The following is a 24,650-nucleotide window of genomic DNA, read 5'->3' as shown; positions in this document are numbered from 1 at the left end:
GAGTTTTCCTCAGCCGTACGTATCGCGAGGTCCGCGGCCTTTCACATGCCTTTCACCCTTGCGCCAGCTCGGCGCGCTCGGTCCGGTGATACGCAACGTCTTCACGACCAGACGGTTCGTCACCTGCTTTATCTAGTTCGTCAGCAAACCTAGACACTGTGATGCATCTAACTCATCGAGTTTTCATGATCCGAATTTGCGCCAGGGCGTGGCGTTATGGGGCCAGAGCACTTTCGTTCAGGATGCAAATGGATCTGTCCTGGCCTGCCGGTCGAGGATGACCTGAAGGGAAGTCTGACCACACCTGCCGAGTAGGCCTACTGTCGCTTGAGTCAGAGCATTCCGCTTTCGCTGAGATGCCACCAACACGTATTCGAGAGAAGCCCCGCACTGTTCAAAGTGCTACCTTCGAACTCCGTGAGCAAAAAACTTCGCGACACCTGGATACTTCTCGCAAGGTCCACGCTAGGAATTATGTTTTCAACCAGCGGATGGGGGAAGATCGCCAACCCTGAGAAATTCAACACTGACTTCCAGAACTGGGGTGTTCCGCTCTCTGATATCAGCGCCCCTGCAACAGCATGGGCGGAGTTGGTCCTCGGAACCCTCCTAACCGTCGGTGTACTGACGCGGATTGCGGCGATTGGACTGACAGCGACGATGATCGGCGCGATCACATACGCCACCTTTCCCTCAATCCTGAATACCACCTCCACAGCGTTCGGGTTCATGAGCAGTTTCTTCTACTCATCCGAATGGCTACTGACCCTAATACTGACCACAATTATCTATACCGGAGCAGGACAGATCAGCATCGACCGCGCCTTAAGAGGTGAAACGCCACTCAACGACTAAGTGGTCCGATTCGGTACATTCTTCGCGTCCTTCGGCTTTACGACCAGCACTTGATGTTAGTCAGGATCGATACGCAAAGCTTAACCCGACCTCCGGATTGAATCGCACCGAAGTTTCCGGGGACTTTGATGTACCCCGAGTTTCGTGGAGCCGCGATATTTGACTTCAGGCTACGGGTTGACGTGTGAAGTGTACGTTCTCGAACTCGATCGGTGTCAGCATCCCGAGGGCACTGTGCCGGCGTTGGCGGTTGTGGAAGATCTTGAGGTATTCGAACATTGCGTTGGCCAGTTCGATCCTCGTTTTCCATCGTTTCCGATTCAAGAGTTCGGTTTGCATTCTGCCCCAAAAAGATTCGATCACGGCGTTGTCATAACAATCACCGATCGACTCCATCGACGGGACCAGGCCCGAGTCGTGCGCCCGCCGGGTGAACGCCCAGGACGTAAATTGCACTCCGTGATCCGAGTGAATGAGTGTTCCGGGCGTCGGGCCTCGATTCGAAATGGCCATTCCCAGAGCGTTCGTCACCAATGTCGCCGTCTGAGAACTGTCGATCGACCAACCGACGACCCGCCTCGAAAACGTATCCAAGACAACAGCGCAGTAGATTTTTCCTTCGCGCGCTTGGATGTTCCGTGATGTCCGTGACCCACAGCTTGTTCGGTTCGTTGCGGGTGAATTTACGGTCCACGAGATCGCTTGCGGTTGGGGTCTGATGCTTGGAACGGGCACGCTTGTTTCCCGGAAGTCCTTTCACACCAGCAGTTCTCATCAATAGTTCGATGCAGCCGTGTCCCACGGCAATACCGTGACCAAGGGTGAGTTCAGCGTGGATGCGCCGCGCACCGTAGGTGCGATTCGAGGCGGTATGCACCTCGGTGATCAGCTGCGTCAACCAGGCATGTCGCAGTGAGCGTTCCGAGGGTGGGCGATTGCGCCACTTGTAGAAACCGGACTCGGACACCTCCAGGACCCGGCATGCTGTCTGAACGGGTAGTCCTTCCTTGGCCGTCACTTCGATCGCTTCGAACCGCCTTTTGGGAGCACCACCGACTTCAGTAACTCGGTGGAGCGTTTGGCGATGGCGAGTTCGGTCTCCAACTCGGCGATGGCGACGTCGAGCGGCGGCGAGTTCGGCGCTCTCGATCGAGCTCAGCCCCGGGCGCATCAATGCCTGAAGTAAAACAAACGAACTCCGGGAAACTCGGGGCACATCAAAGTCCCCGGAAACTCCGGTCCGATTCAGTCCTCGGTACCCACGGTTTTGGCAGCCACATCGATACTCACCTCTTCCACTAACGGTTTCACTGATCACTCCGATTTGCTCGCGTATGACCGGGACGGCGCGGCCAAACTACTCGAGGGGCAGTCCGGGTGGAAGCCCGGCAGGAACGGAATCCGAGAAAAGGACGACTCACCGCTGACGATGAAAGGGTTGTTCTTCGACTATCAGAAGCCCATCGCCGAACTCCAGGCGCAGCGATCTAGTGCCCCGAGTTTGAAGTTGTTTTTCGGTCAGCTTTCGCCAGGATCTGCTCGGCAGTTTTCGTCCACACAAACGGCTGCGCCCGCGGATTCCACCCGTTGATGAAGTCCCGGATCTTGCTCGTCAGTTCGCGGACACTACGGAAAGTGCCGCGGTGGATCGCTTGGCGTTCGATGATGCCGAACCACACCTCGACGAGGTTCATCCACGACGCCGACGTAGGAGTGAAATGGACATGGATCCGCGGGTTCGCCGCCAACCATTCCCGAACTTCGGCCTTCTTGTGGGTGGCGTAATTGTCCATCACCAGGTGTAGTTCCTGCTTCGGGTACGCCCGCGCCACATGCTTGAGGAACACCAGAAACTCCTGGTGACGGTGCCGGGGCCGACAGATCCCGGTCACCTTTCCGGTCGCGATCTCCAACGCAGCAAACAAGGTGGTGGTGCCATTGCGGACGTAGTCGTGGGCGCCACGGCTGCACCCCGTACTCACGCCAGATCCGTGCCACTGTGCCGTACCCGATCCCCAAATGTGTCGCGAGCAGACGTGAACTCCAGTGTGTGACACCGTATTTCTTTGGCGGCGGCATCAAGGTCGCGGAGACGATCTCCCGGTGATCGAGACTACGCGGACGCCCGGAACGCGCATCGTCCTCGAGGCCGGCCAAGCCGTCCGCGTCGTAGCGAGCGCGCCAGGAAATCACCGTCGGACGCGACACCCCGACCAACTCCGCAATCGACGAATTCGACTCACCTTGAGATGCGAGCAAGATAATTCGCGCCCGCTGCGCCGCACCCGAAGGGATCGACCTCGATCGCACCCGTCTGGCCAACTCGAGATCGTCGCCGTCACGCAAGATCAGAGGCTCAATCCGCATGCGCGAAGTATCTCAAACCGCACAGTAAAAGAACTTTAGGCGCGCTGCACTAGGAAGGCTATACACATCCGACAGTTCAGAGTTGCTGGTCGGTATCGAGTGCTCCCGCACCGGTGCGCATCGTTGCGTCGTGCGGATTCCCCCACCGAGGCTCTTTTCACCGACGCCCACTGGTCCGATCTGGTCGGAGCCTCGGACCGCGCCAGTGCGGACCTCGCATTCCTGCCCGACATCTTCGGGGTGAGCAGCGACCAGAGCACCGTCCGCGGTCGAATCCGGGTCGAATCCCTCGACCGGAACAGGCCGAAGAAGCGGTGCTTCGACGGAAAAGTCCTGCCCGACGGTGCGGATTCAGTCGCTGATGCGCCGGTTGTTGTCGGCGGCGTCTCAGACGCGGACCTTCTCGTTGAGCTTATAGAGTGAAGCCGACAACAGGCATTGGGGACAACCTGTTTCGGCGGAACCGGCCTACCTCGCCCTCGCGCCGCCTTGCTCGTGCACCCCGGAGATACCGGGTTGGCAGTGAACTGGTCCAATCCGAAATACGAACGAAACGGCGAAACCAACCGAAGAACGCAAGCCATCATCGCGAAACGAACAGGACTGGCGGTGCCGTTGCCCTCAAGACAGTTTGGCAGAATCCCCGAACGCTGTGGCGCGGCGTGTCCACTGTCGCTCGACTGCGTAGGCCAGAGCGTTCGAGTGAAGTCGTGAAATCAGCTGCCCGGTAGCATGGTCCATTGTCGGTAAACCGCCGTTCTATACGGTTGACGCCGTGCGCAGCGAAGAACAATCGCGCATTGTTCTTGACATCGACGGACGTTAGTGCGCTTTCGTTGTCGCGGGCCACTGTATACGCCAAACGAGTGTTATCGTTGATCGCGGAATGCGGGTAGGTGTAACCGATCCGAGACTGCTTCGTTCGAGTTTCCCTTCGCTGGGATCGCTTCAGCACACGCGGATCAAGTCGTATACCCCGAAACACACCGGGAAAGTGAAACGGTACAACCGCATCCTCGCCGAAGAACTGCTCTACTCCCGCGAGTACACCAGCGAGCAGCAACGACGCCCCGCTGTCGACGTGTGAAATATTCGCTACCCTTACCCTCGACACCCTCGACACCCTCGACCGCATTCAGCACGTGGAGGACGACCGCATAACTTACCGCCGGCACCGCGTCTCCAACAGTTCCTTGCACACCTAACGGGCCATGGATGCACCAAATTAAGCCGACGAAGATGGCTCCGTCTTAGCCCGGCGTTGACAGGGATCGATTCTTCGTCGCGCGTTGGCGGATTCAGGCACAGGTCCTACCGTCTGCCGCGAGTCCCACGCAAGTGTGCATTGATCCGCCACCGTGGCGAACACATCGATCGATCCGTTGTGCTGTGACTGAAAAAGTCCATTGGTAGCGAGGGTAGATCGTTCCGCTTCGATCCGCATAATGGGATAATGAACTTCGTGACGCTGGACGACCTGGACCGGCGCATCGTCGGAGCCCTTCAAATCGACGGACGTGCTACGTGGCGCCACATAGCCGACGTTCTCGGCGAATCATTTAGCACCGTGACACGCCGAGGCAACGAGCTCTTGGCCAGTAAGACGGTACGTATTTCGACCTTGGTTACGTCGCAACCGACGCATCTTCTATACATCGACTGCGATCCGAGTGTCAACGAGGCCGTTGCGAGATTGATCGCTGCGTCACCGAGCACAATTTTCGTGTACGCAATGGGAGGCACGCCCTCTTTGGTTGCCGAAATAGCAATGAATCTAGGCGATCTCGACGTGTTCGTCCACAACGAGATCGCTACGATATCAGGAATTCGGTCCGCTGCCGTGGCTCCTATCCTTCGATACTTTCGAACGGTAGCGCATTGGCGCCCTAGCATTTTGACTCCTCAACAAGTCAACGTGCTGGATCAACGGCACGCGGCCGACGAGGAAGCAGTCGAGCCTCTCGACGTGAGTTCGCTGGACTGCGAAGATCAAGCCATTGTGGCCGCGCTTGCAGCCGATGGTCGGGCCTCCGTGAAGAGTATCGCCGCTGATGCCGGGCTCTCCGAGACGACCGCACGGCGGCGAATCGACAGTTTGTTCGCTAAAGGCGTGGTTCACAACCGTGCAGTTGTCGAACCGTCCGTATTGGGCTTACCTATCGAAGCCATCTTATGGATCACGGTAAACCCGGGTGACGTTGTCGGGGTCGGGCATGCTCTAGCGACTGCTCCGGGCGTGCGCTATGCAGCCTTCACCATGGGAACCAGTCAACTTGTCGTAGATGTCACAATGCAGTCGCTCGACGAGCTCTCCGGATTCTTAACTGCCTCATCTTGGGTGCACAGCGTGCAGACGGTCCGAGCCGAGATCTTGGTGCGCGCATACAAGCGCAGTCTGTTACCAACACATTTCACCACTTAATGAATCAAAACAATCAATATTTGCTCCCATGCGAAACTTTCCGCCGATTGGATCTATCTTTCCCGGGGAAGCTGCTGTACGTTTCGGTGTGACCAAGATCGCTATGGCCGGCTTACGGGACTGATGTCCCCGGTACAGGGTCAGATAAACGATTTCGCTGGAGGAGTGTCCCTTGAACACCGCAATCACCGATCTGTCTGCCGTGGACATGTCGAAGCTGATCCGCGCACGACAACTCAGTGCCGCTGAAGTGCTCGAGGCTCATCTGGCGAAAATCGATCGTGTCAACCCTGTTGTCAACGCGATAGTGACACTGGACATCGATGGTGCTCGCACTTCCGCAGCGGCGGCCGATGAACACGCGGCGGCAGGTGGGCCACTCGGGCGACTGCATGGATTGCCCATCGCCTTCAAGGACACGCACCGTACTGCTGGCATGCGAACTACGTTCGGTTCGAAACTGTTCCAAGACAATGTGCCCAACACAAATGACGAGGTGGTCCGACGCATTGTTGCCGCTGGCGCCGTTCGAATCGGCAAGACCAATGTTCCCGAGATGGCCGCTGGCTCGCACACGTTCAACAGCGTGTTCGGCGTCACTCGAAATCCCTATGGCGCAGGGCGTTCTGCAGGCGGAAGTTCTGGCGGGGCTGCAGCCGCGCTGGCCGCCCGAATGCAGCCGATTGCCGACGGTAGCGATATGGGAGGGTCCCTGCGAAACCCTGCTTCGTTCTGCAATGTGGTCGGGTTGCGACCGACACCAGGTGTGGTCCCCGCGCCTGAAGCTGCGAACGGGTTTTCGCCGTTGGCGGTCGCTGGCCCGATGGGGCGCACTATCGACGATGTTGCCTTGCTTCTCTCAGTGCTGTCCGGACCGCATCGGTATGCACCGCTGCGGGCAGGAGATGTACCAGTAGGAGGCAACAGCGACACCGTGCCGCTGGAGACCCTGCGCATCGCTTGGGCTCCCACTCTCGGCGATCGAGTTCCGGTGGACCCTGAGGTGTCTGCGGTCTTAAATTCTTTCGTCACTTCACTTTCCGGGCACAGTCCCTATCTTGAGCTTGCTTGCCCGAACCTGGACGGCGCCGATGACGCCTTCCGCGTGTTGCGTGCTGCCGAATTCGACCACGAGTGGGGAGACTTGTTAGCCGAAAACGTAGACATGTTCAAAGCCGATCTGGCATGGAACATCCGTCAGGGTTTAAACACGTCGGGCCGCGAAGTAGTGCGCGCCCAAGCAGAGGTGACTCGACTGCATCGTTGCGCTGCCGACTTTTTCGACAAGTACGATGTCTTGCTTGCTCCGGTCAGCCCTGTGGCTCCGTTCAATGCAGAGCTTGCTTTTCCCCCCGAGGTCGACGGGATCCGCCAGGACGACTATCTCGAATGGATGCGCGCGAGCTACCTATTTACACCGCTGGGAGTGCCCGCCCTCTCACTGCCTGCTGGATTCACAGATGTCGGTCTTCCCGTCGGCATCCAAGTCATCACTGCCGCTCGTACCGAACACAAGCTGCTTCAAATCGCCCGTGCACTCGAAGCTGCATTTCCGTTCTCTCAACACCTACCGGTTCTCTGACCACCACTCACCCTCGAAGAGGTCTGCGCTATGGCACCTGAACTTGCCAGCCCGAAACGCTTGGCGATCGCATCCGCTCCAGCTGTGTGTTTCTTGGCCACGCCTTTTGTGCCCATAATCAACACTCCCACCATGTGGTTCGGGATACCGGCGGTGCTCGCCTGGTCGGTGGTATGTGTGCTCGTCACAGTGGCCACCATGCAGGTAATCGACTACAGCTACATGCGCGACGGTGGTGCCGACAACGACCGCGCAGAGCTTAGGCAACAGCCAGACACGAACGGGGAGAGCCTGGCATGATCGCAACGATTAGTTTTGCGGGGATAATAATACTCGGCCTCCTCGGCATGTACTCACGGTCAGCGCCGAAGACCCTCGCCAACTGGACTGTCAGCGAGCGCAACATCCCTCGCTGGACATCCTGGTTTCTGCAAGCGGGGGAATCCCTCACCACCTTCGCCTTCCTCGGCCTGGCCGGTGTCACGTTCGTAGGCGGATCGAGCGCAGTGTTCGCCGTTGCCTACCTGTCTTTGTCCGCTATCGGACTATATTTCGTAGCGCCGCGGATTCGCTCACTAGCCGCTGCACGCGGTTTCATCACACAGGCGGACTTCTTCACCGACCGATTCTCCAGCCCTGGGCTTGGCAAGACAGTAGCCGCCGTAGGTGTGCTGAGTCTGCTTCCATATCTACAACTGCAAATTACCGGTCTAGGACTGATCGTACAGCTGGTCACCGGCTCGGAATCCGCCCGAGGGCTCAGCATGGTCGTGGCGAGCCTAATCATTGTCTTGTTCGTGACTCGATCGGGGATTCGTGGTATCGCACGAGTGGCATACGTCAAGGATGTGCTGATGGTGTTGGCCCTGGGTACCGTCGCCGGCGGGGTGTTGGTCGGCATCGGAGGTGTTCCCGATGTATTCGCTCGAGTAGCTCAGTCAGACCCACTGCTGTTGACGTTGGGCTCGGACGGATACGACACCACATTCTTCGTCACTGCCGTTGTAATAACTTCACTGGCAGCAAGTTTCAACACCTTTCCGCACCTCTGGCCGCCAGTCCTCGCTGCCGAGAGCGGAGCCGTTCTACGGTCGAACTACAAATGGCTCGCCCTGTACCAACTGGTCCTGCTCTTCCCAATTTTTATCGGCTTCGCCGCCATACTCACAATGTCTTCAGACAGCAGCCCGAACAAGGTCATGCTATCGGTTACGTCAATGGTGTTGCCGGACTGGCTCGTCGGTGTCGTTGCAGTTGCAGGTGCATCAGCAGCTATGGTTCCCGCAGCAGCCATCTCGATGGGCATTTCGACGGCGGTCACTCGAAATCTTCTGTCGATCCGGGATCATCGTGTCCAACTGCGAGCGAACCATGCCGTCGTGATTGCTGCAGTATTGTGTGCACTCGGGTTCGGTCTCCGAGGCCCAGACATCACCGATCTTTTGCTTCTAACTTACAGTGGGCTTGCTCAGCTAGTACCTGCAACAGCAATCGGATTGGCCCACAAGGTCCGAGCGGGGGCCGTGCCTGTGATGGTGGGTATAGCTACCGGTCTGATCGCGCTCGTAATGATAACCTTTTTACCCCTACCAATCGGTAGCTGGGATTCCGGCTTGGTCGCTCTCGGCCCCAACATTTTGGCCCTTGTCTGCTGCGAACTTCTTCGACGATTCAGACGTCCAACCAGAAGCGCGGCCATGGATTCGAGCAAGATCGCCGCCTGATCGGGTCACCTGGTTCCCCGATCATCTGTCGAGTCGAAATTCCGATCTTGGCAGGCGGGAACCTAATTCGCACATCCAAATTTTCGAACTGAACTCGGTCAAGCCAAACGGACTGGGGTGTGATCGAGGACGAACGCTTGAACCTCTACTCAGTCAGCCACCTGTGGACGGAGGAGTGCGACGTCGGACACCAAGCGGATGTGCTCGGCCATCGCACGGCCGGCCGCCATCGAATCCCGTTGTCGGACAGCCTCAGCAATACGTCGGTGGCCTCCGAGGGAGGCCTTCGGGCGGCCGGATTGGGACAAGGATTCGATGCGTGTCTCACGTATCAGCCCTGCTATTTCACTCATCAACCGCGCGAGCAGAGGAGAGTGTGCGGCTTCAGTGATGGCATTGTGGAACAGCTCGTCGCCGGACACACCACGATCGCCTTCGGTGATCTCCGAGGCCATCACCCACAAGGCCCTGTCGATCGCTGTCATCTCGTCGTCGCTGCGGCGAGAGGCAGCGAGTTCGGCGAGTTTCACTTCCAAGGCTTCCCGCGCCTCGATCACGTCCGGAAGCCGGTCGGCATGCTCACGAAGAGCACGAATTACCGTGCCTTCAACCGGTCGTCGAACGAGCACGGCGCCGTCGCCGTGGCGCACGGACAGAATTCCCTGCACCTCGAGCGCGACGAAGGCCTGGCTGAGTGATGCTCTGCTCACGCCGAGCTGACCGGCAAGTTCACGTTCCGGTGGCAGGCGCTCTCCGGGTTGCATGTTGCGGGTTGCGATGTGATCGCACAATTGCTCGACGATCACTTCGTACAGCCGGGGTCGGGCCACGGGGCGAATTCGCTCAGCCACTATGTCACTCACTCTCTCATCCACAGGACCTCCCACCATAGTGCTTCTAAGTGCTTCTAGCTCTCCAGATTGGAGCTCAACACGTGACAAGCGATTCCGATCTCGGACAGAGTCGGTCGCGTTCAGATGGCGGGGATACAGGGACCCACCCGCCCTGGCAATCTCCTCGACGATGGTCGACGTCAGCCTGATTCTCCGCAAACGACCAGTTCTCCAAGCAGATTCTCAAATTCGACTCGCACATGATGATCATCGGGCCACTTGATCGCATGGGTTTTGTTAGTCGCGCGCGGCTAACTCTAGCCGCGCGGATAATCGCCCCCCACCTCGGTCCAGTACCGCTACCGGGGCGAGTGTGCCTCTCGAAGGCTTGACATTCCTAATGATTTCGGGTCATCATTGGATAGGCCACTAGTCAACTAGGCCATTGCATCTTCGCTTGCAGTGTTTCTCCGAATCAACCGAAGGGTCGTAGAAGACCGTGTCACTCAAATGGACAGGCAGGACCGGACCACTTCAGGGAATCATCGTCGTCGACCTGACTCGCGCACTGGCGGGCCCGCACGCTGCCATGATGCTCGGAGACCTCGGCGCCGACGTGATCAAGGTCGAGGCCCCTAAGGGCGGTGACGACACACGGGCATGGGGGCCACCCTTCGTGACCCCGCCGGACGCCGAGCGCGAATCGACGTACTTTCTGTCCGCGAACCGCAACAAGCGGTCCATTGCCTTGGACTTGAAGACCGACGGCGGCCGAGAATCATTGCAGCAGATGATCGAACGGGCTGATGTACTCCTCGAGAATTTCCGCACCGGCGTCCTCGATCGACTTGGCTTCTCGTCCAAAAGGTTGGCCGAGATCAACCCACGTCTCGTAGTGCTCTCGATCACTGGCTTCGGGCACGACGGTCCCGAAAGTGGCCGGTCCGGGTACGATCAGATCGCTCAGGGCGAGGCCGGATTGATGTCGTTGACCGGCTCGGGTCCTGACGACGTACACCGGTTTGGTGTCCCGATCGCGGATCTACTCGCAGGTATGTACGGCGCCTTCGGGGTTCTCGCGGCGCTGCGGGAACGGGACCGGACGGGTCGAGGCAAGGTTGTACGGACATCGCTTCTGGCAGGTGCCGTGGGGGTCCACGCGTTCCAAGGGACGAAGTGGACTGTGGCAGGAGAGGTAGGACAGGCGCAAGGTAATCATCACCCGTCGATCTGCCCCTACGGGCTTTTTCCGACGGCGGACGGCATAATCCAAATCTCAGTGGGAAGCGAAGGCCTGTGGCATCGATTCTGCAAGGGATTCGGGATCGATCCCGATCTGGAGGGAATGTCCACTAATCCCCAACGTGTCGAAAGTCGGCTCGATGTAATCGAGCTCGTGTCGAAGATATTCAAGACGCACGACACCGACCCGCTACTGACACTTCTCGCCGAAATAGGAGTTCCCGCGGGGAAAGTGCGCAACATTCAAGAAGTGTACGAGTGGGAGCAGACCAAGTCGCAGGGCCTTCTGGTCGACGTCGAGCATCAGACGCTGGGTACGGTCACACTTCCCGGGCCGCCGTTGCGCTTCTTCGAATCCGACGGGACCGAGGTCACCGGGACCAATCATCTCGCGCCGCCGGTCCTCGGCGCCGACGAGGCCCTGGTCCGCGAATGGCTGAAGGAAGTCGTCTGATGCCGAGACTGTCGGCGGTCGATCTGCTCAATCTTGTGATCGACAACGGAAGCTTCGATTCGTGGGACACACCCGCAGTCGAGTACGTCGTCGACGAGGAATACGCGTCCGCGCTGGCAGCCGCACGAGGCAAGACCGGTCTCGACGAATCCGTGATCACAGGTTTGGCTAGTGTGCGAGGACGCAAGGTGGTAATCCTGTTGTGCGAGTTCTCTTTCCTCGCCGGCTCGATAGGTTGCGCCGCGGGAGAACGACTCGTGACTGCAGTGCGCCGTGCCACCGCAGAGCGTCTGCCACTGCTCGCACTGCCGGTATCCGGTGGTACACGCATGCAGGAAGGTACCGTCGCCTTTCTTCAGATGGTCAGAATCACGGCCGCGATCACGGCCCACAAGGCAGCGCACCTGCCGTACATCGTCTACCTGCGGAATCCCACTACCGGTGGCGTGTTTGCCTCCTGGGGATCGCTCGGTCACATGACCATCGCCGAACCCGGTGCGCTCGTCGGCTTTCTCGGACCCCGCGTGTACGAAGCACTCTTCGACGCACAATTTCCTGCGGGTGTGCAAACCTCGGAAAACCTGCAGGCGCACGGCCTGATCGATGCCATCAGGCCTCCGGATCAGCTGGGTGAGATCGTCGACCGCGCATTGCGCATCATGACCGACATACCATCCGGCGCCATACGGTCCTTCGAAGCTCCGCGCTGGACGATCGAGGACGTGCCCGCGTGGACCTCGATCGTCGCCTCTCGTCGCGCGGACCGACCGGGCGTCCGCGAATTATTGTCCAAAGCGGCCGCAGATATACTGCCCCTCAACGGGACCGGCCAGGGCGAGTCGGACCCGGGCTTGCTACTGGCGTTGGTCCGCTTCGGCGACATGCCCTGTGTTCTGCTTGGTCAAGATCGATGCGGGCAGGCTACTGAAGCCTCGCTCGGGCCAGCAGCACTACGAGAAGCCCGCCGTGGAATGCGGCTTGCACAAGACCTCGAACTTCCACTTGTCACCGTCATCGACACCGCCGGTGCGGTGTTGTCCAAAGAAGCAGAGGAGGGAGGTCTCGCAGGCGAGATCGCGAGCTGCATCGCGGCCATGATCGATCTCAACACGGCGACGGTGTCGCTACTGCTTGGGCAAGGCGCCGGAGGTGGAGCATTGGCTCTCGTACCTGCTGATCGCGTTCTGGCCGCTCAACACGCGTGGTTGTCACCACTGCCCCCAGAAGGCGCAAGTGCGATCGTGCACCGCGACATCGACCACGCCGCGGACATGGCCGCCAAACAAGGAGTTAGATCGCTCGATCTCTTGCGCGCGGGGATAGTCGACATCGTGATCCCTGAACTGCCAGACGCGGCGGACGAAACCCAACACTTCTGCGACCGCGTCGGCACGATCCTGCACCATGAACTCGCCGAGTTGCTCGCCCAGGATTCCGCAAAGCGCACAATCGCGCGCGAAAAGCGATTCAACCGAATCGGATCCATGAACGGGAAGGGCTGATATACCCAAAGCGCCGATCGAGATGAAGTCGGATCGGGGCATGCTTCCGCAACACCCTACTAGCTGTTGCGGGTATGGACGTTGCTGACGCGGGATTGACATGGACGGGCTGGTCCTTCGCGGCAGGATGGAAGTTGCGAATCTGACATCAACAGCAAAGGGACCAGCCCTGTGACACACCGTAATGCTCCGCTGGCTGTGGAGGGAAGACGTCGCCTGGTCGAGCGCTGCCTAACTCGCCTAGGAAGAAGTTGTTAGTCTCTGCCGAGGTCGTGTTCGCGTTTCTGCTGGCTCGGTCGCGGCGGTTTGAGGTCTTCGGAGGCTGCGGTACGGGCGCGGGGTGTGGGTCGCTTCCATGGCGACGTAGCGGGCTGCTTGCACTGCGGAGGCGTGGACTTTTTGCCAGTCGATGGTCCAGCCGGAGGATTTGAGGAGTTCGTCGAAGAAGACTCGTTGTGTGCGGGAGTTTCCGTCTCGGAATGGGTGCAGGACGGTGGTTTCGCCCCAGTGGTAGGCAAGTCGGTCGACGGCGCGGTCTTTCGGGAGTCCTTGGGGGAAGTTGTCTTTGGCGATTCCGCGGAAGATGAATGCGGCTTGGTTTTCGATGTGTTCGGGTCGGCAGTGTGGGAGGTTCATGCCGACGGCGCCGGTGTCGCGGGTGCGGAGGGTGCCGGCCCAGTCGTAGACGTCTTGCAGGATGAATTGGTGGATCTTTTTCAGGTGTTCGAAGTCGAAATTACCTGCGATGGGCTGTAATTCGAGTTGCAGGATGCGCTGATACGCCGCTTCGGTTTCGTCCTCGAGAGTGCTTGCGGGTCGGTGTGCCCGAGTTTGTTGATCAGGACCCCGGTTTCGGGGTCGACGTACGGGTCTTTCAACTGCGGGCAGCTCGGCGGCGGCGGTTTTCGGCGAGGACGAGTGCGACTGCTTCGTCGCCGGTGATTTCTCCGCGTAGTTGCCGGCGTCCGACTTCGATGCCGTATTCGCTGGGTTCCATGCCGGCCATGCGGTGGCCGGCGGTGGCGGCGGCGATGGCTCGGTCGATCTGGGCTTCGGTCATGTGCGACTGTGCGTTGCGTGCAGTGGTCACCGGTGCTCCTTCGTCGACTCGGGCGAGCGTGGTGGTGCGCGGGGGAGCTGCGCACCGTTGTCTATTCTACCTGATCATTGCCACTTTCCTGTGGTCAACGGACCTGGGCGGCGAGGCCGAAAAGAGGAGTTTGGGATCCGGCATTGGCGGTGCGCTTCTCTGTGGCGCGCCGAATTCGGATAATCAGGCCAATTGGTCGCTTTCGTGTCAGGATCGACTTCGACAGTGTGACTCAACGAGGAGGACTTCCGGATGCGTGTGATCACTCGTGCTGCGTTCCTTGCCGCAGCGGCTATTCCCCTGTCCGTGGCGGCGCCGGCTTTGGCGTCAGCGGCCGACGCCGACGATGTGTCGTTCGCATACGCCGTAGATGGGTCGACAGTGACCAATACGATTACCAACAATTCGGAAACTCCTCTGACCTGCGCGACTTCGTTGGGCCTGGCGCCCGGTGGTCTATTGCCGCCTGTCGAAGTCATTCTCAGTGGAGGTCAGTCCTTCTACGATCAAGGTGTGGTGGCCCCGGGCACCACAACCCAAGTCGTTACCGATGTTCCCGACGGCTCGTACGTCGTGCTGGCGTCCTGTGGGAGCGATGGCAGCAATCCGAGCATGTAAGTGTCGGATTACCCCGGCATCGAGGGGTACTTGTCGCTGTTGCCGTATACGTCGTACGTCGTGCAGCAGGCATCTGCTGTCGTCACGATCTCCGGCCCGGTTCTCTCACCACCTGCGTAGGCTCGATTTCCTAGGCAGCTGGAACTGATTCTCCACCAAGGGAAGGGGTTCCGGAGCCCGCCGCGATCGAGACCCCGGCCCTGCACGTCGAGCCGGGGGCTGTTAGACGCCATCTGCGTTGAGCACACAACTCAGATGACCCACTTTCGGTGCGCGGTCGGGCATCCGTGTGGCCGCGCACCTCCAACGATAAACCGCATGAACGGTATGTATTGAGTTTGGACTGTTTTCCGACCAATCAGTAACCCCGCACGCCTTGAGCAGTGGCCAGCAGAGTTCGCCGCGTGATGGCTTCGTTCAGTAGCGCGGATGCACCGCTTCGTTCTTCATACGCTGCAACGGCTGTGCGCGGGTCGAGGGCTCAGCCCTGGCGAACCGGACCGTCGCACAAAGTTGGAAGCCCGTCCCAATCAACTGCTAACTCCCGATTACGCTTTCGCTGCCGTGATGGGCAGATTCCCGGCGCCGAGCGGAAAATAGCAGTCCAAGTTCGTCGTTGCCGCTCGCAATCTGGTCAAAACACTGCATCACTGTCACCGATGACGCGTTGAGCACCCGACGGCCCTTGCGGGTCAAGTTGATTTGGTAGGCGCGTCCATCGCCGTGAAGCTTCGACCGCACGACCATCCCTCGCGTCTGCATTTCCGATACGAGGCGTGAAATTCGCGGTTGTGAGCGCATGACCCCCTTGCTGATGTCCGCGAGCGGCGTCCAGCCTCGACGATCAGCCAGGTACGTCAGGATCTCGTATGCCGAGAGGCAAATGGCATGGCGCTCACTCAATGTGGTTTCCAGCCGTTGACAACCGCGTAGCCGTTCACGGCCGTACCGCATTCTTGGCACGGTTCGACGACAAGGACCGTTGGCTGCGGCGCTGCTTTGCAGTTAGCGACCTCCGGGAGGTTCGGGACAGCTTCGAGCACGGCCGCGCCCTGAGGATCACACCCAGCTAATGTGACGTGGAAGCTGGTCAAGAACGAGCTGAACTTGATGGCAGCGATCGTGTCCGATCTGCATCGAATAGTGCTTGGTGCCCTCTGACGGAAAGTGGCGACCGCCGAACAGCCTCGGCAGCAGAGTCTGACGCTGCTCTCGCCGAATGGATTCGCAAAGCGTTCGGTGCTTCCGATGCGCCCTATTCTGCGGGCGTCAGGTCGTCGTCGCTCGCGAAGACCAGGCGCCCGTCATCGAGTGCGATCGCCCACCGCTGCACCGGAGCCCAGTCCCGCCCCACCGAACCGCGGTCGATGACCATGTCCTCGTAGTCCTCGATCACCACACCGGTGCATGTCATGCTGCCACCGGCATCGGAGTCTGACACCGTGATTCGCACGCGGGAACCTACAGTAGTCACATCTTTGCTTTTGCCGCTTTTGTCGGTCATCCTCCTAATTCTGGCAGAGCAACTTCGCGGCAACCGCATTCGGGGCCCAGCGTTGCCCGCTTTGGCAGAGCAGGTGGGCTAAGGGTGCTCGATGCCGCCATCACTCGCTGGAGCTGTTACCCAAGTCCGTCCGAGGCCGGCGCAGGGAATGGTCCTGTCGGTGCACGCTCCTACAGTCAGCTCGGGTAACAGTCCGGATCGAGTGCCAGGAGCAGGCGATGACGTTCGTGAGCGATGCCTCATTGCCGCTGCCCGGCATGCCCGACAGCACTCCCGCGCCACCGGCGTTCCATGACGTTGATCGGGCAGCCCCAGCCGGTACGCATTGCCGAACGTCTGTGGTGTTCTTGGCTCGACGACCCTGCCGTCGTTTCTCGCTTCGAGTCCAAGCGTTACCGCCGCCGGAATCAGTGCTGGCCCTGGATCGGCGGGGTGTCCTCGACCGGGCATGGTTCCTTCCGGGCGGCGAGCCTGCCCGGGCCGTCGCGGCGCGGAACCGTGCCGGCGCATTTGTTCGCCTACCAGCTCGAATACGGCGTCATCTCGAGGTTGGGCTGGTCCAACACCGACGATGCGGTGCTGTGCCATCAATGCGACTTCGCCGGCTGCACCAACCCGGCACACACGCGGTTAGGAACCAATCGCAGCAATCGCAGCGAATACGAGCTCCGGCGACGCAACATCGCCAGCCCCCTCGCCGATGTTCGAGGACCCGCGGGTCGCACTCGTGCCATCGCCGCCGCGATCCGTATCGGGATCGAGCAGAACTTGGACGTCGCCACGGTCGAAGAGCGCATCGCTGCGGCCGAGGCTGCGGGACGTCCGCTCTCACTCTGGTAGCGACGCTGCCGCGATATCGTCGATGCACATTCACGGAGAACGTATTTTGTTGCAGTGCAGCGTCTTTCGATGAAGAATGACATAATATGTGTTATCGGCAAGATTCCCATCACGCGCGAGAGGTCTGAATCATGAAGATCAGGAGTCGGTGCGGCTACCGCGCTGTAGCCGCACTTCCGAACAGGCCGTGCACAGGCTCACTGCAAGCGAGTACGGCTCCAACATGACGACTGGATTCGCCACGTGGCACGACGTCACCCCATCCCGATTGACGCCTGAAATCGGTTTCTCACCAACAGAATCCACCCCTCAGCGTGAATTCTGTCGCTTCCAAATTGCGTCGCGTTCACACTTGACATGAACTCAACACGTGACAGTGCCGAGCCAGGGTGCATACGACCATCCGAACGGGACGCGCAGATCGTTGCGACCTCAGCTACGAAAAGACCTTGAGAGCCAAACCATGTCGTGACGTTTGTCAGTAACAGTCGGTGGCAGTGCAGTGTTCGGGCACTAGAAGATTCAGTCCTTCAGACGAACGCACAACGAAGAGAACGCTGATGAAATGAGGTCCATGAAACTCGAACACACACGCAGGAAGAGTCGGCCGCTCGCGCTAGTGGCGCTCACCTCCGCAGCGGCATTCGCCCTTGCCGCGTGTAGTCCGGATCTGATCTCGCGACGACGTGCCCGGAAATCAGAGTCAGTATTAGCGGTCTTCGCTCGGATGTAACTTCGGCGACTAAAGGTTCAAGGGGTACGGAACCGCCGCCGATAGCCTGTGGGAGACGTCGCGAAGGCGGATACGAAATTTTGCCGAAAGGTAACGCTACTTCCGAAGCCGCATGCGGTCGCGATCTCATCGATGCTCCCGCCGGTTGTCTCAAGCAAAATTCGCGCTTCATGCAGACGACGCTCAAGAACCCAGCGGGCCGGTGTGGTGCCGGTGGCTCGGTGGAAGTGCCGCACGAAACTCCGTCGGCTCATCCGTGCCTGCCTGGCGAGTCGGTCGACCGATAGCGTTTCGTCAAGCCTGACCAGTGCCCAATCCAACACCGTACCGATCGTGGTGTCAGTCGCATGTGACGCGAGGGGACGATCGATGTATTGCGCCTGCCCACCCTCTCTATGCGGGGCAACGACGAGGCCTCGGGCCACCTGGGTGGCGATCGCGGATCCGAGATGTTTGCGAATCACATGCAAGCAAGCATCGATCGCCGCAGCCGTGCCTGCAGATGTAATGACGTCTCCATGATCGATGTAGAGCACCGATGGGTCCACCTGGATCCCGACGCGGCGGTCAACGAGTTGCGGGATCATTTCCCAATGCGTTACTGCCGATCGCCCATCTAACAGTCCGGCGTCGACGATGGCAAACGCACCAAGGCACAGCCCAACGATCACCGCCCCACGCGCATGGGCTGTGGTGATACGAAATGACAATTCTTCGCTAATCGGCGCCAGGGACAGTGGCCAAGACGGGACAATGACGATGTCCGCCAAGTCGATCGTATCCGGTCCCGCAATCTCGCCGATCTGGTATCCCTCTGCCGTACGGACCGAGCCAGCGCGGTTTGACCATAGCTGAGTCTGCCAGTCAGTGGAGAGCCCTAGGCGATCCAGCTCACCGAAGACCATCAACGGTGCAGCGAGGTGGAACATCGTGATGCCATCAAAAGCGTAGACAGCGATACGCATCGAGCCCTCCCACCCGCCTTGGCCCAATATCATCGAAAGTATGCATAAATGCCACTCGCGTAGAGGATAGACCTACCTCACAATCGACGATGACACGCACTCACAGTGCGTGACCTTAAATCGAACCGCCTCAGGAGTTAACTAATGACAGCACCCCGCCGTGCCCTCGTTCTCGTCGATATACAGCAGGAGTACTTCGACGGACCGCTCGAAATCCAATTCCCACCCCGCGATGAGTCCCTTGCAAACATCCTCAATGCAGTCGACGCCGCCGACGAACACAATATTCCGGTCGTCCTAGTCCAGCACCGACTTCCAGAGGGTGCGCCCATCTTCGCCGAGGGTTCGAAGGGTTGGTCGCTGTACCCGGACCTCAAGCAGCGCATCAAGCCGTCGTGGAAGCATGTACACAAGCAGCACTCAAGTGTGTTCGCTGATACCGACGTGGCCGAATGGCTGCGCGCGAAGGACGTCGACACAATCACGATCGTCGGTTACATGACCAACAATTGCGACCTCGCTACCGCTGCGGAAGCAGAAGCGCACGGCTTAATCACCGAAATCCTTTCTGACGCCACCGGCGCCATCCACCTCTCGAACGAAGCGGGAGAAGTTTCCGCCCAATCTCTCCACACGACACTCATGGTTCTGTTGCAGTCCAACCTCGCCGCCGTCACCACAACCACACAGTGGATCGACGCCCTGCATACCAGCTCGTCTCTGCCGAAGAGCAACCTAATCGAATCTGCCCTCAATGGAAGGTCGGCAACCCCGTCCGTCTGACGCCTAGGATGTCAGACCACCAGTCGAATCAGTCCGCTATCTGTCAGTCAAGTGAGACGGTGACGACCAAGTTGGTTTGCGGTTCAGCAAGAGGTTTTGTGGATGAAAAGAACGATCGGCATCTCGGGCGGGCTCGGACAGACTCGAAAACTGCTGCATTCCAAATAACTTCACAATACCTCCGGCCGAATGTCGCCCGGTATCGACGGCAGAGTAGGAATGATTCTGGCCCACTTTCAGTGTCGGGGTCGCCGGTCGGCAGTCAGCCGGACATTGGCGGGTAGGACGTAAATCGTGCGGACGATCACCAGCGCGAGGAGCAGCACCTGAGCGCGAGCCTCGGACACCTTCGCCGCTTGCACGGCCAACTCTCGGCCAGGGTAGTAGCCCTTGAATCCGAGCAGCTCAGCTCGCGGACTCGTCGCCGTTCCTGCTTGTCCTTCGCTTCCTGCTCGCGCACTGCCCGAACTGCCTCGGCGGGGTCGTTTCCGCTACTGACTGGCTTTATACCGAGCCGATGTGCGGTCGGCGTTCTCGCTGTCGCGGCGATCATGTCAGCGGGTTGCTCGCCAGGAACCGGCCCCGTCGACAGCCTGAGTGCCGCCGCGAGTGAGCGGTGCGCATCCGGATGCGCCGAATTCGGTACCGAGGTCGAATTCTCGTGCCGTTTCCAGGCATCATTGTGCGCGGACTCCCTGAGTCGCAAGACCGCGCTGCTGAGAAGCATCGACGAATCGTCGGTGTCTCGTCTGGCGCGGGCGTGGACAGGTCAGAGCTCCTCACCGATCGAGATATTCGACCGCAGCGTCGACCGGTTCATCTCCCTCGACTGCGCCGCCGCCGACAAGTGTTGGTCACGAACGGCAGTCGGGCGCAGACCGTTACGGTCCGTGAAGCGCAATTGAGCGCCCGGATGAGGTTGTTCATTTTCTGACGCCGAATCGCATTCCGGCAGGCCGTCCCGACGGACAAACGAGTCCGGTCAGTTCCGCAACCCAGGATTCGTCCCGGATTTTTGCCGCTCAAATCCAGGGTCGTTGTCCGCAGATCTTCGGGAATGACATCTAACGCCCAGGCCATCGTGTTACTCAAGGGTGGACCCGACCGAATACGAGAATCGCCGGGGCGTCTGCGCAGATGGCGAGCACGACCGGTACGCCAGCGATTTTCCACCAAATGTAGACCATCTGGCGAACTTTTTGATTTCTCGCTCCGGAGATTTTTCAGTCAGATAAACAATCTGATCAGAAACCCTCAACGCACACAAACAGAACCTTCAGGAAACCCATCAACAATGAAACGAAGCTTTATCCTGTCAAATTTTTTTCGAAAACAGAAAACGTCATTCTACGGAGCGTCGAAAGGCGCCCCCTTCCATACAGCTGATTCTTATAAATTAATCATACCGATCGGATTATGCCCGGATGATTTCGGAGCAAACATCCGATCTGACCCCAAAATGCACTCTCCGTCGATGGGCAGGTTCGATAATTCAGGATCAGAAGGGGTGAAATCATCATTCGGAAATCATCTTGATTCGTTCCACTACACCGGGTCTATTTCGACAGCTACAGCGTGTGCCGAATACAGCGTCCGGGGAAACGAACGCACCAGCAGGACTGTCCACCGAAAGGTGTGTGACGACATCTCGGCAAACCTCCCTCACATCATCGCGAAGACGACGCTAGAAGAGCTGTAACGCCACGGCCGTAACCGGCCTGCCGCTACCCCACAGCACCCCGCGTAGCGGAAGCCACGACGGCCACTCCCGAAGACTACGCAACGCCGACCGATCTATGCTCGTCCCAAACAAAATGCCTTCACCAGCGAGGGAACAACACTGGATGAGTCCGAGGCCCACCCGGCTCCACACCCGATCCACCGAACTTCGGGCCACCCTGATCGATCTCGGGCTCACGATCACCGACACGCTAGCCCGCAAAACGGACGCAAAAGATCACCGACGCGGATCTCGTTGCGGTCGTCGATGCTTTGACCGGAACTTCGGTTGCGCAGACTCCGCGTATCGACGTCGCTTTTCCGGCGGAGAACTCGACCGCAGTGCGTCGTTGCTGCTCGCTGATATACTCGCAGGAGTAGGGCAGTTCTTCGGCGAGGATGCGGTTACGACGAGTGTGCACGTCGATGAAGGGATGCCCAGTGCGTCGCCAGGATCGTTGCACTGATTCCGAAGACCAGCCATGCGATTGCGGCGGCGACAACTCCCGTGACGAAGAATCCGAGAAGCAGTCCTGCGACCACGTTCGCGATGATCAGCACGGCAGATCCGGCCAATCCGAGAGAAGTACGAATAGGGGCGAACGTGATCGTCCGGGTGACTTCCTTCACTGGTCCGGCGGCGGCTGCCGACAAAACCGGTAGGGAAATCACGGCGACGAGTAGAGGCAGAATCGGGTTCAGTATTCCCGCGACGATCCCGCACAGCACAGTGACTGTCACCGCCAGCAACAAACGTGGAGAAAATCGGGCGTCGGTGTGCGTAGCGAAACCTATAGTCAGCCAGAGCACGAGGACTAATACCGACACTGACGCCAGTACTCGGGCGGCGAACGACCACGTCGCCGTCGGGACCGGATCGCCAACCACTAACAGAGCTTGAATCACTGAGCCCACCAGGATGGTCGGCACATACGTAAGAAGACCACGGCGCAGGCTCTTCACGGCGCACCGACCGTTCCGTTGCGATCGAGGACGGATTGCACGTCTCCCGAGTAGACGGTCGCGGTGCCGACAACCAACTCGAACGTGCTCTCGTCCTCGGATGTCGACGTAGCCGTGATGGTCTCGCTGTTGACGGTTTCGCCGGTGCAGCGCAGTTCGAGGCCTTCGCCGGAACATACCGGTGCCACGAGGATGTCAATGTTCTTCTCGAGGAGCACTTCGTTGGCGGCGTAGCGCATGTCTGCGATTGCGGCCCCGCCCACTGGCGCGAGGGCGTCGACCTGGGAGCATCCGCCGAGCGCCAGCACCAGTGCGAGTCCCGCGACGAGCCGCTTCACCGTGGTGCCTGCTGCTGGTAGGAGAGCAGGCGAGCGTGCTCGTCGAGGTGTTGCTGTTCGAGCGATGCGTCCGTGACGGTTTCCATGTCGAATGGTGCGGGTAGGAGGAGTTCGGTGTTGCGGTCCAAGGCCGAACCTCTTCTCATCAAGGGGTTCTCAGCCCAATCGTTGACGGCCAGTTCGCGGCTCTGGGAGGCAAGGTCGAGGTAGCCGCCGGAGGGACCCGGAGTGATCGGAGACGCATGGTCGAGAACTGTGGTGAACAGCGATAATGTTCCGTCGCGGTTGTCGACGATCTCGACGGTTTGCTGTTGTTGTGGGAAATCGATGCACGACGCTGTGGTGATCTCCCAGAATCCACGATCGCCGCCTCGGTGCGCCAGGATTTGGTTCTGATGTGTGTGCCCGTTCAACCAACCGATCACTACCGGATACGTCAACAGCAGATCAACGAATTCCTCAGCCCCGTACAGCTTTTTGTTCACACCTGGACGCTGAGCGCGGTTCTCCAAGGTCAGACTGTTGTGGTGGGTGAGGATCAGAACGAGCTTCTTCTGCGCCTGTGCTAGTTCCAATTGTTCTCGGAGCCAGTCGAACTGATCCTCGGGTACGGCGCCGTCGGCGCCGGCGACCGCGTTGCAGGTGTCGAGTCCGAACGCTCGAACATGTGGTGTCATGTCGGTCGACCACCAGGTTTCGCCCGAATCCAGGTTGTGTTGGGTGAATCCGTGTCCGATGGGGCCTGGCGTATCGGCGGTATCGAAGTGTTCTGCCATGAACTCGTGCTGTTCGAACAGATAGCGCTGTGGATCTGCGGTGACTCGCCGGAAGCCGGGTCTGGTTCCGGTTTGTACGCCTAGGGCGTCGATCATCCGTTGCAGTGGACTTGCCGTCGAGGCATAGCCGGCGAGCGCGGACGTCGCAGACGCCTGCAGCGTGTAGGACTTCTCGGATCCGACTGCAAGGGAATGCAGTTGCGAAGACAATCCGAACGTGCCGAGTAGAAGGGTGTCGTGATTGCCGTATACCGCGTACCACGGTACCGGCAGTCCTACCGATTCGACGGGCTTGGCGATGGCGTCGCTGAGCAGTCGGGGCAGCGCCGGAAAGCCGTATTCTCCGAACGATCCTCCCGACGGATCGTCCGGTCGATATGCCCAGTGCGCGTCCGGCCAAGCCTGGACACCCTCGAACGTCGTCGGCGATCCACTGTTCGGCGTGACCGGAACACCGTCGAGAACGTCGATGTACCAACGTAGTTCGAGGTGCGAGTGCATGTCGGTGCTGTCGCCGGTCACCGTGGCTGCGCCGAGTGGAGCACCGGTGACGGGGCTGATGGTGTTGTCGGCGAACGCTTTGACCATCGCAGCGGTCACGTGGACGGTCAGCGGGTCTTGTGGGTGGAATGCAGAACCCCACGCCGCGTGGTCCGCCGCGATCATCGGTTCGATTCGCGCCGGTGACTGCGCGTCGATGACGTGCATGTCCGACAGGTGACCGAGGTAGAGAATCGATCTCCGGGATTGCGCCCTGCCCTCGGCCGGCGCTCTGCGCAGAATGTCCAAGCGCGGCAGATGCTCCTCACCCGGACCTGCCCTCAATGTTCGATACGAATGCGGGTCTCCCGCAGCACGAAGAATCGTTCCGGTCAGCGTCGACGAGGCAGCTTCGGCCGGAGTCTGCGCAAACGCCACGTGACTCCCCAGCAAAGCAGGAGTGACGCCCCACAACGTGGCCAATGCAGCCGTCCGACTCATGAACTGACGACGAGACAATCCAGGCATTGAACTCCTCAACTTTGGCTATCAGAAGAATATAACGAGGTGTCAAAGGCCTGTTGGAACGACTCCGTGTCGACGGCTTGGAATTGAACGGACTCGGAACACAGCTGAATCTAAAACTGATGGAAGTTGTTGCCAGGTGAGCCTTCCGAGGAGAGGAAGATTTCCATGTCGCCACGACAGCTCGAACCCCGAGCAAAACACAAACTCGCTGTGCTGCGCCACGTCGAAGAGGGATTAGATGGGCGGACCGATCGGTCGAGGGTGCCACATCACCAGGCCACCACAACCGATCCACAAATAGTCGGAAATCCTCTGGCTCCGCCAGCAATGCG

The 24,650-nt window shown here is 59.4% G+C and carries 19 protein-coding genes and 6 pseudogenes; 11 read left to right on the top strand and 14 right to left on the bottom strand.

Annotated features, from left to right (window positions below):
- Positions 1 to 417 precede the first annotated feature (417 nt).
- Positions 418 to 855 carry a DoxX family protein gene (locus ACFWEM_RS32910; protein WP_378539831.1) on the top strand — a complete coding sequence of 146 codons (438 nt, stop codon included), beginning with the start codon at positions 418 to 420 and terminating at the stop codon, positions 853 to 855.
- A gap of 165 nt (positions 856 to 1,020) precedes the next feature.
- Here the strand turns inward: ACFWEM_RS32910 and ACFWEM_RS32905 are convergent, their stop codons facing one another.
- The 4 genes and pseudogenes from ACFWEM_RS32905 to ACFWEM_RS32890 all read right to left on the bottom strand — a co-directional run.
- Positions 1,021 to 1,590 carry an IS3 family transposase gene (locus ACFWEM_RS32905; protein ID WP_378539836.1) on the bottom strand — a complete coding sequence of 190 codons (570 nt, stop codon included), beginning with the start codon at positions 1,588 to 1,590 and terminating at the stop codon, positions 1,021 to 1,023.
- Positions 1,591 to 1,603: 13 nt separating this feature from the next.
- A pseudogene (locus ACFWEM_RS32900) lies at positions 1,604 to 1,822 on the bottom strand (IS3 family transposase); the annotation flags it as partial.
- 520 nt (positions 1,823 to 2,342) lie between these two features.
- A pseudogene (locus tag ACFWEM_RS32895) lies at positions 2,343 to 3,222 on the bottom strand (IS630 family transposase).
- 276 nt (positions 3,223 to 3,498) lie between these two features.
- Positions 3,499 to 3,776, bottom strand: a pseudogene (locus ACFWEM_RS32890) (IS21 family transposase); the annotation flags it as partial.
- Positions 3,777 to 4,171: 395 nt separating this feature from the next.
- Between ACFWEM_RS32890 and ACFWEM_RS32885 the strand changes: the two are divergent.
- The 5 genes and pseudogenes from ACFWEM_RS32885 to ACFWEM_RS32865 form a co-directional block, all read left to right on the top strand.
- Positions 4,172 to 4,408: pseudogene (locus tag ACFWEM_RS32885) on the top strand (hypothetical protein); the annotation flags it as partial.
- Between the two features lie 267 nt (positions 4,409 to 4,675).
- On the top strand, positions 4,676 to 5,644 hold the full coding sequence (locus tag ACFWEM_RS32880; RefSeq protein ID WP_378539830.1) for an Lrp/AsnC family transcriptional regulator: 969 nt from the start codon (positions 4,676 to 4,678) through the stop codon (positions 5,642 to 5,644).
- Positions 5,645 to 5,816: 172 nt separating this feature from the next.
- Entirely contained in the window at positions 5,817 to 7,226 is a 1,410-nt protein-coding gene (locus ACFWEM_RS32875) for an amidase (protein ID WP_378539829.1), read from the top strand.
- Positions 7,227 to 7,256: 30 nt separating this feature from the next.
- Positions 7,257 to 7,526: a hypothetical protein gene (locus ACFWEM_RS32870; protein ID WP_378539828.1), complete on the top strand. Its 270-nt coding sequence runs from the start codon at positions 7,257 to 7,259 to the stop codon at positions 7,524 to 7,526.
- A complete protein-coding gene (locus ACFWEM_RS32865) occupies positions 7,523 to 8,950 on the top strand; it encodes a sodium:solute symporter (protein ID WP_378539827.1) in 1,428 nt (475 codons plus the stop codon). The genes ACFWEM_RS32870 and ACFWEM_RS32865 overlap by 4 nt, the downstream gene beginning before the upstream one ends.
- Positions 8,951 to 9,099: 149 nt before the next feature.
- Here ACFWEM_RS32865 and ACFWEM_RS32860 read toward each other — a convergent pair whose 3' ends face one another.
- The gene (locus ACFWEM_RS32860) at positions 9,100 to 9,801 is read right to left on the bottom strand and encodes a FadR/GntR family transcriptional regulator (protein ID WP_378539835.1); all 702 of its coding nucleotides are present in this window, start codon (positions 9,799 to 9,801) and stop codon (positions 9,100 to 9,102) included.
- A gap of 481 nt (positions 9,802 to 10,282) precedes the next feature.
- Between ACFWEM_RS32860 and ACFWEM_RS32855 the strand changes: the two genes are divergently transcribed.
- The gene (locus ACFWEM_RS32855; RefSeq protein ID WP_378539826.1) at positions 10,283 to 11,479 is read left to right on the top strand and encodes a CaiB/BaiF CoA transferase family protein; all 1,197 of its coding nucleotides are present in this window, start codon (positions 10,283 to 10,285) and stop codon (positions 11,477 to 11,479) included.
- The gene (locus tag ACFWEM_RS32850) at positions 11,479 to 12,981 is read left to right on the top strand and encodes a carboxyl transferase domain-containing protein (protein WP_378539825.1); all 1,503 of its coding nucleotides are present in this window, start codon (positions 11,479 to 11,481) and stop codon (positions 12,979 to 12,981) included. The genes ACFWEM_RS32855 and ACFWEM_RS32850 overlap by 1 nt, the downstream gene beginning before the upstream one ends.
- A gap of 240 nt (positions 12,982 to 13,221) precedes the next feature.
- Here the strand turns inward: ACFWEM_RS32850 and ACFWEM_RS32845 are convergent, their stop codons facing one another.
- On the bottom strand, positions 13,222 to 13,677 hold the full coding sequence (locus tag ACFWEM_RS32845) for a Fic/DOC family protein (RefSeq protein ID WP_378539834.1): 456 nt from the start codon (positions 13,675 to 13,677) through the stop codon (positions 13,222 to 13,224).
- Between the two features lie 178 nt (positions 13,678 to 13,855).
- A complete protein-coding gene (locus tag ACFWEM_RS32840) occupies positions 13,856 to 14,071 on the bottom strand; it encodes an antitoxin VbhA family protein (RefSeq protein ID WP_007734780.1) in 216 nt (71 codons plus the stop codon).
- Positions 14,072 to 14,323: 252 nt separating this feature from the next.
- On the opposite strand from ACFWEM_RS32840, the gene ACFWEM_RS32835 reads away from it, so the two are divergent.
- Positions 14,324 to 14,689, top strand: coding sequence for a hypothetical protein (locus ACFWEM_RS32835; RefSeq protein ID WP_378539824.1), 366 nt, complete (start codon positions 14,324 to 14,326; stop codon positions 14,687 to 14,689).
- A 1,255-nt stretch (positions 14,690 to 15,944) separates the two neighbouring features.
- On the opposite strand, the gene ACFWEM_RS32830 is transcribed toward ACFWEM_RS32835, so the two are convergent.
- On the bottom strand, positions 15,945 to 16,193 hold the full coding sequence (locus tag ACFWEM_RS32830; RefSeq protein ID WP_378539823.1) for a hypothetical protein: 249 nt from the start codon (positions 16,191 to 16,193) through the stop codon (positions 15,945 to 15,947).
- Positions 16,194 to 16,411: 218 nt separating this feature from the next.
- On the opposite strand from ACFWEM_RS32830, the pseudogene ACFWEM_RS32825 reads away from it, so the two are divergent.
- Positions 16,412 to 17,033, top strand: a pseudogene (locus tag ACFWEM_RS32825) (hypothetical protein).
- A 750-nt stretch (positions 17,034 to 17,783) separates the two neighbouring features.
- Here the strand turns inward: ACFWEM_RS32825 and ACFWEM_RS32820 are convergent.
- Positions 17,784 to 18,731: a GlxA family transcriptional regulator gene (locus ACFWEM_RS32820; RefSeq protein ID WP_378539822.1), complete on the bottom strand. Its 948-nt coding sequence runs from the start codon at positions 18,729 to 18,731 to the stop codon at positions 17,784 to 17,786.
- Between the two features lie 144 nt (positions 18,732 to 18,875).
- On the opposite strand from ACFWEM_RS32820, the gene ACFWEM_RS32815 reads away from it, so the two are divergent.
- Positions 18,876 to 19,514 (top strand): isochorismatase family protein, encoded by a 639-nt coding sequence (locus ACFWEM_RS32815; RefSeq protein WP_378539821.1) that lies wholly within the window; start codon positions 18,876 to 18,878, stop codon positions 19,512 to 19,514.
- 236 nt (positions 19,515 to 19,750) lie between these two features.
- Here ACFWEM_RS32815 and ACFWEM_RS32810 read toward each other — a convergent pair whose 3' ends face one another.
- The 5 genes and pseudogenes from ACFWEM_RS32810 to ACFWEM_RS32790 form a co-directional block, all read right to left on the bottom strand.
- Positions 19,751 to 19,882 (bottom strand): hypothetical protein, encoded by a 132-nt coding sequence (locus tag ACFWEM_RS32810; RefSeq protein WP_378539820.1) that lies wholly within the window; start codon positions 19,880 to 19,882, stop codon positions 19,751 to 19,753.
- A gap of 494 nt (positions 19,883 to 20,376) precedes the next feature.
- Positions 20,377 to 20,527 (bottom strand): annotated as a pseudogene (locus ACFWEM_RS32805) (IS1380 family transposase); the annotation flags it as partial.
- Between the two features lie 1,111 nt (positions 20,528 to 21,638).
- Entirely contained in the window at positions 21,639 to 22,121 is a 483-nt protein-coding gene (locus ACFWEM_RS32800) for a hypothetical protein (RefSeq protein WP_378539819.1), read from the bottom strand.
- A gap of 71 nt (positions 22,122 to 22,192) precedes the next feature.
- Complete coding sequence (locus tag ACFWEM_RS32795) at positions 22,193 to 22,534, bottom strand: hypothetical protein (protein ID WP_378539818.1); 342 nt, start codon at positions 22,532 to 22,534, stop codon at positions 22,193 to 22,195.
- Positions 22,531 to 24,318, bottom strand: a complete 1,788-nt coding sequence (locus ACFWEM_RS32790) for a TIGR03767 family metallophosphoesterase (protein ID WP_378539817.1) — start codon at positions 24,316 to 24,318, stop codon at positions 22,531 to 22,533. The genes ACFWEM_RS32795 and ACFWEM_RS32790 overlap by 4 nt, the downstream gene beginning before the upstream one ends.
- Positions 24,319 to 24,650 lie beyond the last annotated feature (332 nt).

The sequence above is a fragment of the Rhodococcus sp. NPDC060176 genome, from assembly GCF_042728675.1.
Taxonomy (GTDB): Bacteria; Actinomycetota; Actinomycetes; order Mycobacteriales; family Mycobacteriaceae; genus Rhodococcus_F.
This window is presented reverse-complemented; position numbering and strand designations above follow the sequence as displayed.

Bases quoted from the DNA above. Each gene is read 5' to 3' on its own strand.
- ACFWEM_RS32880 (WP_378539830.1), top strand. From the start codon at position 4,676: ATGAACTTCGTGACGCTGGACGACCTGGACCGGCGCATCGTCGGAGCC.
- ACFWEM_RS32870 (WP_378539828.1), top strand. From the start codon at position 7,257: ATGGCACCTGAACTTGCCAGCCCGAAACGCTTGGCGATCGCATCCGCT.
- ACFWEM_RS32865 (WP_378539827.1), top strand. From the start codon at position 7,523: ATGATCGCAACGATTAGTTTTGCGGGGATAATAATACTCGGCCTCCTC.
- ACFWEM_RS32850 (WP_378539825.1), top strand. From the start codon at position 11,479: ATGCCGAGACTGTCGGCGGTCGATCTGCTCAATCTTGTGATCGACAAC.
- ACFWEM_RS32835 (WP_378539824.1), top strand. From the start codon at position 14,324: ATGCGTGTGATCACTCGTGCTGCGTTCCTTGCCGCAGCGGCTATTCCC.
- ACFWEM_RS32830 (WP_378539823.1), bottom strand. From the start codon at position 16,193: ATGACCGACAAAAGCGGCAAAAGCAAAGATGTGACTACTGTAGGTTCC.
- ACFWEM_RS32820 (WP_378539822.1), bottom strand. From the start codon at position 18,731: ATGCGTATCGCTGTCTACGCTTTTGATGGCATCACGATGTTCCACCTC.
- ACFWEM_RS32815 (WP_378539821.1), top strand. From the start codon at position 18,876: ATGACAGCACCCCGCCGTGCCCTCGTTCTCGTCGATATACAGCAGGAG.
- ACFWEM_RS32790 (WP_378539817.1), bottom strand. From the start codon at position 24,318: ATGCCTGGATTGTCTCGTCGTCAGTTCATGAGTCGGACGGCTGCATTG.